This window comes from Actinomyces sp. S4-C9 (genome assembly GCF_000758775.1).
Lineage (GTDB): Bacteria > Actinomycetota > Actinomycetes > Actinomycetales > Actinomycetaceae > Gleimia > Gleimia europaea.
Genome location: NZ_JRMU01000015.1, coordinates 1 through 14,447, shown reverse-complemented (window position 1 = coordinate 14,447; position 14,447 = coordinate 1). Strand labels below are relative to the sequence as shown.

Genomic DNA, 14,447 nt, shown 5'->3' with positions numbered 1-14,447 from the left:
CTCGCACACAAGATGGAGGGGCTGGTGGTCAGTAGCGCAACCTACAGCAATCCGAGCAGGCTAGATTCAGGAACAGAAGGCGTCTTACCAGTGAGGCGGTTTGTTCTCCCGAAACTCACGGTCACGAGCTGACTCCACCACTGGCTCACCATGTTTGCCGTCCCAAGCCGGCGGTTCAAGAGGGCAGATCTGCTCCCACGATGGGCTTCCGCCGTCCTCAATAATCTGCCGGTCAGCTCGTGAAATCCGCTCAGCCCGGCGCCGCCTGCGCACATGCGCGGGGCGAGCGCTTACAGCCGGTGAGGCTGGCAGCCCTTCCCCCGTTGCGTTCGCGGATTCAGTTGTCATCGCGAGCAATCCTGCGTGCAACATTTCGCAACACGGCATCAACTTGAGCACCGCGCCTGGTCAGGCCGAGCGCACTTTGGATCTCGTTCACTATCTGATCTTCACTGCGCTCCACACCATCCGACACGATCCACATCGCGATCTCGTCCAGCTGGTCATCCGAGTAAGCCGCGAGCGGCAAGCCTACCGCGACCTCCGGTCGACGTCCCCGCTCGGCGCCGCTTGGTCTCCAAACGGTCTCTTCTGCGCTACCGTGAATATCCCGATCAGCCTGCAGCCTCACGAGTTTCTGAGCCGCCGTTTCCGTGCCAAACATCTCCTCATTCGAGTCGGCAGGACCCTCGTCTGAATCGGCAGACTCGCCAGCCTCACCTGCGAGGTGAGGACCGTTCTCACTCGGATCAATATCCCCAGCAGTATTAGCAGGCTGTGCAGGAACTTCGTCAATCGCAGATACAGCCATTGCTTCAGCCTCAGCTTGGGCCCTCGCAGCCATGCGCTCATCCACGGCGTCAAGGACTAGGTCAATGATCGCATCAGCTTCCTTCTGCGGGTCAATGAAGACAGCCATTGCGAGCTCTGTTCGCGTCTTCCACCCGTTTGCTTCCAGCAGTTCTGGCCAGTAGCGGTCACGGCGGCGCAAGGATCGCTCTGCAACATACGTATCGTCATCGGTCAAGATCGCAACCAGTAACTCGTCTGGAAACTCCGGGTGCCCGATGGCCAGTGGAACGCGGAGCGCCCCTTCAACCCCAAGGTTAGGGATGACCGTCAAACCAATCGAGTACAACCGATCCGCGAGATCGATCAAAAGCTGATCGGGTTTCGCTTCAAACGTTGGCCACTGCGTGCCGTTTTGGGTCTGAGTCGTAGAAGACGACGAGGCCGTTACTTCCTCACCGGAGGGGGCGGCAGTATCGTCTGCCGTAGCAGGCTCAAGGTTCGCCGTCCCGGTGTCGACGGGCTCTCCCGCCTGGGAGGCCGCCTGGAAGTCTGCGGTCGCGCCGCTCGATTCAGCGGTAGCATCACGATCCTCGGAGGAAATACCGCTGGCTACTTCGGCGCTACTCATGAGGTCCAGTAGCAGTTTGGGCCCGTCGTTCGAGAACCTGTCTTTATCAAACAGCGCGGGATGCACGGCCGCGACGATATTCAGTTCGTCGCCTGCACAACCTAGCACACGGGCCAGAAGCTCCAAGCCGCCGGCCTGCGAGATCTCTCCAAAGTCGTGTAGTACTCGACCATGCGGCGTTTTCGCGTACCCAATCGACAAGATCGCACGATCGCGCATGACATCCGTGTTCGAGTTCGGCGTGACAATCACGAATGGATCCGGTCGTTCCTGCTCAAAGAAAGATTCAAGGGCTGGCGAGGTGGCAACCATCGCATCCAAGTTCGCGCGCAATCGCTCAGCGTGCACATCGTTGAGGGTGAGTACGGCGAGTGATTTCTCGGGATACAGCAGTGCGTGCTCGATGATCATTTCCGTGACAGTCTCAACTTCGGCAGCGGAGGACTCAACGGCAGCTTTGTCGGGCGCTGGCATGCCCCGGCCGTCGACATAGGAGATAGTGAGCTTCGACCCCGCCCTCGGAACCGGCACGGGCACGCCCATGTGTGCAACGCGGTAGCGGTTGAATAGACGCCCTACATACTCGTTAACGCGCACGGGTTCAGGGTGAATCTGCGCGGTTACGGTCACCTGTTGGAGCGCGTCCACGGTTGGCGTCGGGTCCGTCAAGTCCGCACTGATTACGACCTGGCGTGCGCGTGCAAGTAGAGGCACCAGCTCAGCCAGAGGCAAATGGTTCACGTCCTCAAGAACCAGGAGGTCAACCGTTTGCCCCAGTGGTAGCAACTGTGGAACCATCACGGGCACGGTCAGAAGAATCGGGAACATTGCGCGCACGAGCGGCGACGATGCATAAAGTGATGCCGCCGCGTCGGGCGCAAGCGTTCCATTGCCGAGCTCGGTGCGTAGTTGCGCTTCTTCTTCAAAGTAGCGGGCCATCTGGTCTACGCGCCTGCGTCGGATTTTGTCGGAGGCAACTGCGGCCAGTGACTGCACCTGCTGGCGGTCAAGCTGCTGTAGCTCTCCAATCAGGCTTTGGAGGTTAGCGGGGTCGAAGCCGCCCAGGCTTGGCACGCGGGTTAGCATGACGCCCAGCGCGGACGCCCACCATGCGAGGTCAAGCTCTTTGTCGATCAAAGAGTCTGGCACATTGCGCTCGCGTAGGTCTTTGACGAGGGCGTCGAGGCCGAACTTGTGGAGCGTCTTCATGATTTCGAGACGTTCCGGTAGCTCTCGCGCTCCATTCGGGTCGGCGTGGAGGCGGTCAATCAGTAGTGAAAGCTCGCCAACGTCGATACGTTGCAGGGGCCCGTGCGCAGTGGCGAGGTGCGCGTCGAGGAGCTTGAGGTCTTCGCGCACACCAGCGGCCTGCAGTTTGAGCTCGTCGAGGTTGGTGGGCACTTTTGGCCACCCGTCAACGGCCTGGTGCTTGCGCCACACGTCGCGTTGGCGTTGCACTTTGCGTAGTTCGTCGTTGAGGTCTTCAACGTAGCGGCCCGGTCGTAGCATGTCTTTTGCAGCCTTGACCAGGTATTTGCGCTGTCTGCGCTTCATCGGATAACCGTGGTCGCGCCTCCACTGTTTGGAGGCGGTGGCGATAACCATGTCGGCAATGGGGCGCTCAAAGATGGCGGGCTGGAATACATCCAGAGCTTCGCGTACGCCCTCCAACATGACGAGCTGGTTTTCCCATTCCTTGAATGTTGTTGCGGGATGTAGCCCGGTTTGTCCGGCAGTTGTTGACATGGCCACGCGTAGTTTTGGTAGCGATTCGGTGGAAAGTCTTGCAACGAATTCGAGGACGGGACCTACCTGCTCGGGCGAAGAGATGACGGCACCAAACCACGCGTCATGGGCGTCGCTCTTGGTGAACATACCCTGGGTAGAGGCTGTTCGTAAGGCGTCTTTGGCTTGGTCGTCGGTGTCTTGCGCGAGGGCGGTGAGAGTGTCGGCTGAGAGGCGCACTTTGGTGCGCGGACCGGGCCGCGTGGAAGTGAGGTCAGTGAGCACTTGAAGCGCGTCGTATGCGGATACGCCCCATTCGGCCACGGGCCGGTGCAACTCTTCGGTGTGCTCCGCTAGCGATTCGCGTACGCGTCGCAATTGCGTGCGCATGAGCTCAATGGATTCGCGGTCCACGAAGGGAGATTCGTCGCGGAAGATCCGCTCGAGTTCCATGACGAGGTTGGATTTCGTGTCCTTACTGCTATCGACTCGCGCCACGGCGTGCGATAAGCCGGACTCGTCCATGTATCGCCAGAAGGCTTCACCGCTGTGCTTGCTTGCACCGACAACGAGGACTTTACGTCCGTTTGCGGCGGCATCCGCGGCGATCGAGGCGAGCACTGGCGTGGGGTTTGCTCCACCGCGAGTGTCGAACATGACGTTGGAACCGGAAACCACCGTTTCAACCAGGTCCAGTGTCTCTGGTAGCTGGTCTCCAATACCGCGTTCCTTCCACGGATCGCGGTCGTACGGGTTGGGCTCAGCGAGTTCTTTCTTGATCGCGCTAACGGCCCGTTTGTTGCCTGCGAGCGCGAGCACGAAGTTGGATTGCAGTAGCGCGTCAGCGTTTTGAAGTTCTGCTTGTAGTCCTGATGCGGGGTGCAGGAATAGTGATAGTTCCATGCGTTCATCGGACTTAAATCCGGGTAGGAGGCCAGATAGGGCGTTGCGTAGCCGCGTGATTGCGGGGGCGGCGGTGAAGCCGTGGGATTGCCGGGCCGCGTTCTCGATGGAGGTGGTGTCTAGTTCGACGCCGCAGGCGCCAGCGGCTTCGATGAGGTCCGGAGCAACGGTAAGCATGTTGGAGATGCGCACGGTAGGTTCGCCCGCGTCATCGAGTTTAAGTTCGGCGGGGCACAGCAGCATGGGGCTGGTGCGCGGACCGGTTTCAGACTGCCAGGCGGCATGCCCGAAGGCCATGTGGATGGGGGCCATGCCGTGCGCGGCGGCAACGTCGCGAGATTGATTCATGAGGGAGCGCACGACTGCCCGGGCCCGTTCGGCCTCGCTGGGTTCGCGTATAAGTAGAGATAGTGGCGTTGTACGAAGTGCGAAGAGTTGCGCCATGCCACCGGGGTGCGCATAGGTGAGGTCGAGTGTTGACCTCTTCGGGTTCTGCAGGAACTCCCGGGTGACTTCGTCTAGCTCGCGCACCCATTTAGCAACCGCATGCCGCATGTCTACTTCGCGGGCGCTGGGTGTTACCTCTTCAACGTCCACCCAGCGCGTGTCAGCTCCGCTGGCTGCGTCATGCGCACGGTCTTCCCTATTTTGAAGTCCGTTGTTCGACTTCCCATTTGGGGTCGTTTCGTCGGACCGGGTCTTCTTGGACCGGTCCGGGTCTTGCGCTTTTGGGCGAGAGAAAAAACTAGATACCACGGTGTCAACACTATCGAAGAGGACGGACATGAAGATGTAGGCGCGGCGGCACCGTTTCATTTCTGCGCTTCTCGCTTTTCTGTAACGTGACTACCACCACCAACATTTCTTGACATCGAGAGACTTAAGAGTGAGATACTTATTTTGAATGCGCAAAATACCGTGGTTTTGTTCGTTATTCTCGTGATGAACCCAATGGAGAGGAAACCCTGATGGCTACCATCATTTACACTCACACTGATGAAGCCCCCATGCTTGCAACACACTCACTTCTTCCTATTATTGAGGCGTTTGCGCGGGCCGCTGGAGTCGATATTGAGACTCGCGATATTTCTCTTGCGGGCCGCATCCTCGCCGCATTTTCGGATCGTTTACCACCGGAGCAACGGGTTGAAGACGCACTTGCAGAGCTCGGCGCTTTGGCGAAGAAGCCAGAAGCTAACATCATCAAGCTTCCTAACATTTCGGCGTCCATCCCCCAGTTGAAGGCGGCGGTGAAGGAGCTTCAAGGGCTTGGTTTCGCCCTCCCGGATTATCCGGATTCTCCCGCGAACAGCGATGAGCAGGATGTGAAAGCTCGTTACGATTCCGTGAAGGGTTCAGCGGTGAATCCGGTGTTGCGTGAGGGTAACTCGGATCGTCGTGCTCCTATCGCAGTGAAGAATTACGCGCGCAAACACCCACACCGCATGGGCGAGTGGAACACCAGCTCGGCCACCGAGGTCGCCACGATGGGCGCGAATGACTTCAAATCCAACGAGAAGTCGATTGTGCTGGACAAGGCTGACACTCTTCAGATTCGTTTGCGTAGCCGCGATGGACAAACCACTGTGCTGAAGGATTCCCTACCGGTTCTAGAGGGCGAGGTTGTTGACGCCACTTTCATGTCGGTTGCAGCGCTTGAGGAGTTCATCGCAAAGGAGATTACGCGCGCCAAGAACAAGGATGTCCTCTTCTCGGTGCATCTGAAGGCAACGATGATGAAGGTGTCTGATCCAATCATCTTTGGCCACGTGGTTCGCGTTTTCTTCAAGGATGTGTTTGATAAGTTTGGCTCGCAGTTACAGGCGGCTGGCCTATCCCCCAATGACGGCCTCGGAACGATTTTCGCTGCGCTTGACGAGGGCAAGGTGGAGGACGCCGTCGAGATCCGCAAGGCGTTTGCGGACGCGATTGCAGCTGGTCCTCGCCTGTCAATGGTTGATTCTGATCGAGGAATCACGAATCTGCACGTGCCCTCCGACGTGATTATTGATGCGTCGATGCCCGCGATGATCCGCAATGGCGGAAAGCTGTGGGGCCCAAGCGGCGAGGAGGACGACACGATTGCCGTGATCCCCGATTCGTCTTACGCGGGCGTCTACCAGGCGGTGATCGAGGATTGTCAGGCCAACGGAGCGCTAGATCCGCGCACGATGGGAACGGTTCCAAACGTGGGCCTAATGGCGCAAAAGGCAGAAGAGTATGGCTCGCACGACAAGACCTTCGAGATTCCTGCCGATGGCACCGTGGAGGTTGTCAATTCAGCCGGCGAGGTGCTGATGTCGCACGAGGTGCAGGCCGGCGATATTTGGCGCGCATGCCAGACAAAGGACGAACCGATCCGTAACTGGGTGAAGCTTGCGGTAACCCGCGCTCGCCTCTCCTCCACCCCGGCTGTTTTCTGGCTGGATCCTGAGCGTGCACACGACGCCGCTCTTATTGAGAAGGTTGAGAAATACCTGCCGGAGCACGACACCGAAGGCCTATCGATTTCGATCCTCGACCCGGTTGAGGCGGCGAAGCTATCGGTTGCGCGCATGCGTGATGGTTTGGACACGATTGGCGTGACGGGCAACGTGCTTCGCGATTACAACACGGACCTGTTCCCCATCCTTGAGCTTGGCACGTCCGCGAAAATGCTTTCGGTGGTGCCGCTTATGAATGGTGGCGGACTGTTTGAAACGGGGGCGGGCGGTTCTGCCCCCAAGCACGTGCAGCAGTTGCTCAAGGAGAACTACCTGCGTTGGGATTCGCTGGGCGAGTTCCTTGCCTTGGCCGAGTCGCTACGCCACCTGTCGCGGTTTGATGACAACCCGCGAGCGCAGATCCTCGCTTCTGCGCTAGATGAGGCAACGGAGCTGGTACTTAGTGAGGGCAAGTCTCCAGCCCGCAAGCTCGGTCAGATTGATAACCGAGGTTCACACATGTGGCTGGCGGTGTACTGGGCGGAGGCTCTGGCCAACCAGACTGAGGACGTGGACCTCGCCCGTACTTTCGCGTCGATTGCGATTGCGCTGCGTGAGAATGCGGACAAGATTAACGACGAGCTTATCGCCGCGCAGGGACACCCTGCAGATATTGGAGGCTACTACCGTCCGAACACGGAAAAGACCTCCGCCGTAATGCGTCCGTCGCAGACGCTGAATCAGATTATTGATCAGCTACGCAAGTAGCCGGCTCGCACTAGCGTTAGTGCCACGAGGCTGTAGTTAACCGACTAAGGGGGGGGTGGGGAACCCTAAACTTAGTTCCCCGCCCCCTTCGTCATATGCGCGCTTGCGCTCCACGGCCGGCACGCACCCTTCGGGATTAACTTTCCCGCCACAGCCTTAAGTTCAACTGCACATAAGCCCGGAGTTGACCTAATGTTTCTACCGGGTTGGAACTTCCACTACCGGGCATTTGGAGAGCACATCGATCATGGCTTGCCGCTCTTTTTCTTTCACGCTAAGCCCCCACACGTATTTGACGTGTACTTGCCTGGCCACATACGCACAGTGGTAGTCGGAGTTTTTGGGTAGCCACTTATCGGCCGTCAGATTCGCTTTATCTTCGTTGGCTTGCCCATCCACGGCTAGGAGGTTTTGCGGGTCGTTCGCAAACTGTTCCCGTTTGGCCACATCCCACTGCCAGGCGCCTGCAAACCACGCGTTAGAAAGCGGCACAACGTGGTCTATTTGAACCAGTGGGGACGTTTTATCTCCGCGCTCAAAATACAGCTCGCTTCCCGTGTACGGGTCATTCAAGATCCCGGCTGCCACCACGCACCTGGAGTTGGGTCGAAAAACCACGCGTTCCATGTCCCGCGCCAAAATATCGTTTCGAGTGTCGCACCCGTTCACGTCCACGTCAGCCCACGGCTCACCGAATTCCGCGCGTTCGTAGGGCGGAGCGTCCACCCACCCGCTAACTTCAAGCGCCATGAGTTCGTCGCGCACTTTCGACATGGGCACGTCCTCAGCTTGCGCCCCATCAAAGCGCAACAAGCCAGCCCAAATGGCTACGGTTACACCAATTGCAAGTACTAAAAATAGCACGAGGACATCGCCGGGTTTTGCTTTCTTCACATAGATCACCATGCCTAGCTTTGCCTTGAAAAGCCACTTGGACCAGCCGGGATGTGTACGAACCCTGTTACAAGGATGGTGTGGACGGGCCCTGACAGGGCCTAATCCTCAAGCAGAACCAAGCCGTTAATTGGTGGTTGCGGATCAGAAGCGAGCCGCCCATACGTGTCAACGTCAATCCGCTGCCCACCAATGAGGAACTTCTGGCGCTCCGTTCCCTCTTTAATAAAACCCGCTCTACGAGCCACCGCGCCTGATGCGGGGTTATTCACCCGGTGGCCCAGCTCGAGACGCTCCAGACCGCGCGTTGTCAGAGCCCAGTTAGCAACCGTCGCGGCGGCCCGGCTCATCCACCCGCGACCGCGGGCATCCTCTGCCATCCAGTACCAAAACCAACCGTTCAGGTTTTCCTCGTCGACGGATACGCACACGAGGCCAACAAGCGTGTCTTCCTCGACCACGGCCCATGACTCATGAGGTGATTGCGTAGCTATCAGCGCATCGATATAAGCCTGCGCCTGGGCGAGAGTCGAGACATCTCCCTGCCGCGCCATATCAGCATTAGACGCAAAAGCTTGGTAGACCTGTGGAGCGTCGGATGAGCGGAGTCGGCGTAGCCCCACGGCCAGAACCTCGGAGTTTTCTTCCATCAAAACCTCGCCAATTCTCGCCGTTTTCATTGGAGCAAAGCCGCTTTAGTGCCCTCGAGACGATTCGAACGTCCGACACCCGCTTTAGGAGAGCGGTGCTCTATCCCCTGAGCTACGAGGGCTTAACCTGAAAAAGCCTACCACGAGCGGGCGCCGGCGCGTGAATGCGCAAACACCTGGCAGTTACAGCTCAGTGTCAGCGCCGCTCCCACGGCGTGCTGACACTATCAGACTCGGTGCCGCGCGCGGATGGCACGGTCATAACCGGGCACGTGGAGTGAGTTAGTACGATTTGCGAAGTCGATCCGAGCAATAGGCCAGCAAATCCCCCTCGTCCTCTTGTGCCTACAACCACGAGGTCAACAGCGGTTGAGAACTCTGTCAGAAGCTCCGCCGGCGATCCGTCAATGATGTGCCGTTTAACCGTCACATCACGGTCCCCCACAACTTTGGCGCATGCCGCGGCAAGTTCCTCTTCCATTTCTTCATAAAGGCGCTCGCGGTCGATGGTTGTGGGCACCCAAGAGAGCATGCCCGCACCCGTGGCAATTGGAACAGCGGCGATCGCATCAACTTGCGCACCCCATAGCGCAGCCTCGTCAACTGCTTTTTCGAGGGCGGTGTGAGCGGTTCGCGAGCCGTCAACGCCAGCTACGATGCGTTTAATGGGCCAGAAGGGAGAGCCGGACGTGTGACGCGGAACCACAACCACGGGGCATTTCGCATGGGCAGGGAGCGCCGAGGAAACGGTACCGAGGAGCCTATCTGCAATGCCTCCACCCCCGCGCGATCCAACAACAATCAGGTCTACTTCTTCCGATAGTTGCACGAGGACGCTGGTCGCATCGCCCGGCTCAGTGGTGCCGGTAACTTCGGTGAGGCCGTGGCTACGAAGCCTTTCCAACCCGTGATCAACTGCTTTTTGCGCACCCTGTTGAAGGGCGTCATCGTCAAGGGCCGCGTATCCTCCGTCAAGGGCGGCTGCCGAATATGAGGCGAGGGCGTAGGTGCAGACCACGTGAACGAGAGAGCCGTCCTCTTTTGCTCGAGCCGCTCCCCAATCGAGTGCCATGTTGGCCTCTGCAGACCCGTCTACCCCAACGAGGATTACTTTCTGCCCAGCCATTGTTGCCTCCCTTATAGCGTTCACCTCTATTTTGCACACAGTTGGCAAAAAAAGTGAGCCGTACTGAACGGGTTTACATTTTGAGTACGAAAAAGCCCCAGCCTATCGCTGGGACTTTTTCGTCAAACCTTAGAGGCGCACGTAGCTCGGAGCTCCGTAAACCGCAGCGTATTCAACGCTTCGGCCAGGTTCGGGAGAGTGGATCATCATGCCGTTGCCCGCGTAGATACCAACGTGGCCACCGTAGTAGACGATGTCACCAGGAGCCGCTTCGGAAGCCGGAATGTGCGTGCCGGAAGAACCGATTCCGTAGGAGGAGTGCGGGAGGCTGTAGCCCAGCTGTCCGTATACGTAGGACACGAGGCCGGAGCAGTCGAAACCGCTCGGGGAAGCGCCCCCCCAAACGTAGGGAACGCCAATGTACTGCGCAGCAATGCCAACCGCTGAAGAAGCGCTAGCTGACGGGATCGAGACCGGAGCCGTCTGGCCCTGCTGGAACGACTCGCGCTCATAACCGCGGTCCGCAGCCTGATCGCGACCATTAAGAAGGTTCTCTTCAACTACCTCTTCGACAATCTCAACGCTTACCGATAGGTCGTCACCGGATGCCCATGCGAGGTCTGCCGGAGCGGTGAGGACGGGATTTACCTGCGCGATGCGACCTTCCTGAATGGTGGGAGGCGCTTTGGGAGCGAGGTCTATAGCCGAGTCAGGAGCTGCAGTTGCGATACCACCACCAAGAACGGTGAGTGCAAGTCCGGTTGCGGAAACCGATGCAACGCCGCGTACGGGGCTGAGCGATTCAGTAATGTCCGTTAGAGGCGTCACGGGACGGCATGCTCGGCGGTGCCGTGCCTCGATCTTCTTAGCCAAAATATTCTCCCTTAGAAGGTGCCTTATTTAGGTTTTTGAGTAACAAATCCACTTTAACCAACTTGCACCCAAAATGTCACGTAACGATAACGAAGTTGTGAACAGTTCCACTTATTGATTACTCACCTGAACGAATATGTGCGGCTCAGCCCATTGCGGAACAGCCACGGATCCCTTTCCTTTCGCGGGTTTACCATTTTGAGACAGCATCAGCTCCCCGTCATTGAGGGTGATCGAGATCTCATCGCCTGGTCTCATTTTGATATCGTCGAGGGCGCTCAGCGCACCCACTTCCGATTGCACAGGCTCGCCCAGGCGGGCAAGTTCCGCGATCAAAGACTCACCTTCGGCAAGGCTGGCGTGAACATCTAAGAGGGATATGAGACCTTCAGGTAGTTCCCATTCCCCCGGTACCGGATTGCCGTAGGGGTCCTTCTTAGTGCAGTCCAGTATCTCTTTGAGCTTATGCTCAACCCTGTCTGACATTACGTGCTCCCAGCGACATGCCTCTTCGTGCGCGAGAGTCCAATCAAAACCGATGACATCAACCAGCAGGCGTTCAGCCAGGCGATGCTTGCGCATGACTTCGACTGCCAGCCCCTCGCCTTCACCGGTCAAAGTTAGGGTGCGATCCTCTTCAACGATTACGAGGCCGTCGCGCTCCATTCGCGCAATGGTTTGAGACACGGTGGGCCCGGAATGCCCGAGGCGCTCAACGATACGCGCCCGCATGGGAGTGATTCCATCTTCTTCGAGCTCGTAGATGGTTTTCAGATACATCTCGGTGGTGTCGATCAAATCGCGCATTGTTTCCCCGTCTTTTCGTCTCCACACCATAACGCGGGGCACACGTCGCGCCCCTTTTTGTTTTCGGTCCATTTATTGACCTGTTGCCATAAATGAACCATATTCGACTAGATTCTTCAGTATGGCGACCAAAATACAGATTCCATTTGATCTTTTACCGAAAGACGGGCGTTTCGGTTCCGGACCTTCGCTTGTTCGCAAGGAACAAATTGACCGTTTAGCTGACGGGAATACGCCAAGGTCCCCTCATCTAATTATGGGCACGAGCCATCGCAAGCCGCCGGTGCGCAACGTTGTGGGCGAGGTGCGCGAGATGATTGCGCGCCTGTTCGACATACCCGACGGTTATGAAGTTGTGTTGGGAAATGGTGGTTCCACGGCATTTTGGGCGGTGGCCACCACCTCGCTAATTAGGAAGCGTTCCGCACACGCAACGTTTGGTGAGTTCGGTTCAAAATTTTTCGAGGAGGCCGTCCGCGCCCCGTTCTTGGACGAGCCTGCGCGCTTTGATGCTCCTGCCGGGCAGCTTGCAACGGTTGAGCCGGTTGCGGACGCGGACGTGTACGCTTGGCCGCACCACGAGACGTCCACTGGCGTTATTTCTCCCGTGAAGCGCACTCCGGGAGGTCTGTGCTTGGTGGATGCAACTTCGGCTGCTGGCGGGGCCAGCGTGGATATTTCACAAACTGACGCCTACTATTTTGCTCCGCAAAAGTGTTTTGGCTCCGACGGCGGCATTTGGTTTGCGATTCTCTCCCCCGCGGCCATTGAACGCGCTCAACAGTTGCACGCTGATTCTGGCAGGTGGATGCCCCAGTTCTTGGACCTTTCGATAGCGATTGATAACTCGCGCAAGGACCAAACGTTGAATACGCCCGCTTTGGCAACGCTACTTATGATGCATGTGCAGCTTGAGTGGATGCTGGCCCTCGGTGGTTTGGATGCAACGGCGAAGCGTTCGAAAGCATCAACCGATTTGATTTACATGTGGGCTGAGCACAGCAAGTTCGCCGCGCCCTTCGTGGTTGACCCGGGGCTGCGTTCTCCGGTTGTGGCAACCATTGATTTTGAGGGCGTGGATGCGTCCGCAGTTTCGCAAGTTTTGCGCGATAATGGAGTGGTTGATGTGGACCCGTACCGCAAGCTGGGCCGCAATCAGTTACGTATTGGCGCGTTCCCATCGGTGGATCCGCAAGATGTTTCGGCCCTGTTGCGTTGCATCGACTTTGTAGTTGACCGCCTGTAGTGTCCTGCCAAGCACTTGACGTTTGATTTTATGAGGCCAAGCCGGCTTCGCTAACAGCGTCCAATCATGTGGCCTCGACATTTGTTTGTCGAGGCCACATGATTGTTGTAAAGAGCGTTCTAATCCATGGGCTGGTCGCCGCCAGTTTCGAGGTCGCGTGCGCGCTCACGCGGGCCGTAGGTGGTGATGGGCCGGCGAGACCAGCTGGCTTTGATGCGCACGTCCCAAGACTTTATGGCCCAGATGGCGGCGGCAACCGAGACGATAACCGCCGATATCCCTCCTACGGCCAGCGACCAGGGCCCTCCCCAGGTGTCAGCAACCCAGCCGATGATAGGCGCCCCAATGGGCGTAGACCCCATGTAAACCATGAGGTAAAGCGACATGACGCGCCCTCGCATGGCAGGATCGGTGGAGATTTGTATGGCGGCGTTAGCAGACGTGATCATCGTGAGCATAGCTAGGCCAGTAGGGATGGCGATGAGCACAAACAACTCGTAGGTGGGTGCTAACGCGAGCGCGATGTCGCACAGTCCGAAGAGGAATGCGGAGACAACTACGAGGCGCACGCGAGGGAACTTGCGGCGCGCAGCAAGAAGCGCGCCCGTGAGCGATCCGATGGCCATGAATGATCCGAGGATGCCGTATTCACCAGCGCCCTTCCCATAAACCTCGGTGGCCATGACGGCGGAGGTGAGCTGGAAGTTCATCGTGAATGCAGACACCGTTCCGGCCACGATCATGATGACCACAATGTCGGTGCGGCCCACGACGTAGCGAACGCCTTCGCGAATCTGCCCGCTTTCTCGCTTCACCCGGCTGGCGGGGGTAAGCAGGTTCTTATTCATCAAAGCTACCGCGGTTACGGGAGCGGCAAATAGAAGCAGGTTGACGATGAATACCCAGCCTGGCCCAACCCATTCGATGACGAGGCCGGCAAGGGCAGGCCCAATTAGGCGAGCAACGTTGAATGCTGCCGAGTTGAGGCCCACTGCGTTCGGGAGGGATCCAAGCGGAACGAGTTCGGATACAAAGGTTTGGCGGGCAGGCGCATCGATGGTGGAGAGTATCCCTGCGAGGAATGCAAGGACGTAAACGTGCCACAGTTGCGCCGTATTCGTCAGAATGAGGACACCTAAAATGAGTGACGTGAGGCCAATCATGCCCTGCGTGAACTGGATCAGGTTTCTGCGGTTCACGCGGTCTACGATCACACCAGCCCACGGGCTGAATAAAAGAATGGGCAGGAATTGGAGGGCGGTGGTAATACCGATTGCGGTGCCAGAACCTTGGGTGAGGACGGTGAGCACCACCCAGTCTTGCGCGATGCGCTGCATCCACATGCCGGTGGAGGAGATGATGTTGGCGCCGAACCATAGTCTGTAGTTGAAGTACTTTAATGATTCGAACGTTTTTGACACCTCGTATACCTCCTTTTTCAATAATGCCAGCATCGTTTGCGCGCCGCTACGTCAAGGCAGCCGCTTGAGGATCCATCTTGTTCTGTGAACATCTGGACCTGTGTCGGCAAACGCGAGGAACCTGGTTCCTCCCTGACCCGCATGTTTTGCGCAGAATTCTAATGCGGCTCGCGAAGAGGTTATCTTCGCGA

General features: G+C 57.9%; 10 protein-coding genes and 1 tRNA gene. 2 read left to right on the top strand and 9 right to left on the bottom strand.

Going from position 1 to position 14,447, the window contains the following annotated elements:
• Positions 1-84: 84 nt before the first annotated feature.
• Positions 85-348 carry a hypothetical protein gene (locus HMPREF1628_RS09010; protein WP_156956921.1) on the bottom strand — a complete coding sequence of 88 codons (264 nt, stop codon included), beginning with the start codon at positions 346-348 and terminating at the stop codon, positions 85-87.
• Positions 338-4,864: a prevent-host-death family protein gene (locus HMPREF1628_RS06560; protein ID WP_156956919.1), complete on the bottom strand. Its 4,527-nt coding sequence runs from the start codon at positions 4,862-4,864 to the stop codon at positions 338-340. The genes HMPREF1628_RS09010 and HMPREF1628_RS06560 overlap by 11 nt, the downstream gene beginning before the upstream one ends.
• A 152-nt stretch (positions 4,865-5,016) precedes the next feature.
• Here HMPREF1628_RS06560 and HMPREF1628_RS06555 point away from each other — a divergent pair, with 152 nt between their 5' ends.
• The gene (locus HMPREF1628_RS06555) at positions 5,017-7,239 is read left to right on the top strand and encodes an NADP-dependent isocitrate dehydrogenase (RefSeq protein WP_034509731.1); all 2,223 of its coding nucleotides are present in this window, start codon (positions 5,017-5,019) and stop codon (positions 7,237-7,239) included.
• 198 nt (positions 7,240-7,437) lie between these two features.
• Here HMPREF1628_RS06555 and HMPREF1628_RS06550 read toward each other — a convergent pair whose 3' ends face one another.
• The 6 genes from HMPREF1628_RS06550 to HMPREF1628_RS06525 all read right to left on the bottom strand — a co-directional run bounded on the left by HMPREF1628_RS06550 (position 7,438) and on the right by HMPREF1628_RS06525 (position 11,589).
• Positions 7,438-8,133 (bottom strand): HNH endonuclease family protein, encoded by a 696-nt coding sequence (locus HMPREF1628_RS06550; protein ID WP_232219407.1) that lies wholly within the window; start codon positions 8,131-8,133, stop codon positions 7,438-7,440.
• A gap of 101 nt (positions 8,134-8,234) precedes the next feature.
• A complete protein-coding gene (locus HMPREF1628_RS06545) occupies positions 8,235-8,813 on the bottom strand; it encodes a GNAT family N-acetyltransferase (protein WP_232219406.1) in 579 nt (192 codons plus the stop codon).
• A 19-nt stretch (positions 8,814-8,832) separates the two neighbouring features.
• Positions 8,833-8,905, bottom strand: a tRNA-Arg gene (locus tag HMPREF1628_RS06540).
• Positions 8,906-8,979: 74 nt separating this feature from the next.
• A complete protein-coding gene (locus tag HMPREF1628_RS06535; RefSeq protein WP_034509727.1) occupies positions 8,980-9,909 on the bottom strand; it encodes a universal stress protein in 930 nt (309 codons plus the stop codon).
• A gap of 129 nt (positions 9,910-10,038) precedes the next feature.
• Positions 10,039-10,782 carry a C40 family peptidase gene (locus HMPREF1628_RS09260; protein ID WP_052038955.1) on the bottom strand — a complete coding sequence of 248 codons (744 nt, stop codon included), beginning with the start codon at positions 10,780-10,782 and terminating at the stop codon, positions 10,039-10,041.
• Between the two features lie 111 nt (positions 10,783-10,893).
• Entirely contained in the window at positions 10,894-11,589 is a 696-nt protein-coding gene (locus HMPREF1628_RS06525; protein WP_034509724.1) for a metal-dependent transcriptional regulator, read from the bottom strand.
• A 121-nt stretch (positions 11,590-11,710) separates the two neighbouring features.
• Between HMPREF1628_RS06525 and serC the strand changes: the two genes are divergently transcribed.
• Entirely contained in the window at positions 11,711-12,835 is a 1,125-nt protein-coding gene (gene serC / locus HMPREF1628_RS06520) for a phosphoserine transaminase (protein WP_034509722.1), read from the top strand.
• 119 nt (positions 12,836-12,954) lie between these two features.
• On the opposite strand, the gene HMPREF1628_RS06515 is transcribed toward serC, so the two are convergent.
• Complete coding sequence (locus HMPREF1628_RS06515; RefSeq protein ID WP_034509720.1) at positions 12,955-14,256, bottom strand: MFS transporter; 1,302 nt, start codon at positions 14,254-14,256, stop codon at positions 12,955-12,957.
• Between the last annotated feature and the right edge of the window lie 191 nt (positions 14,257-14,447).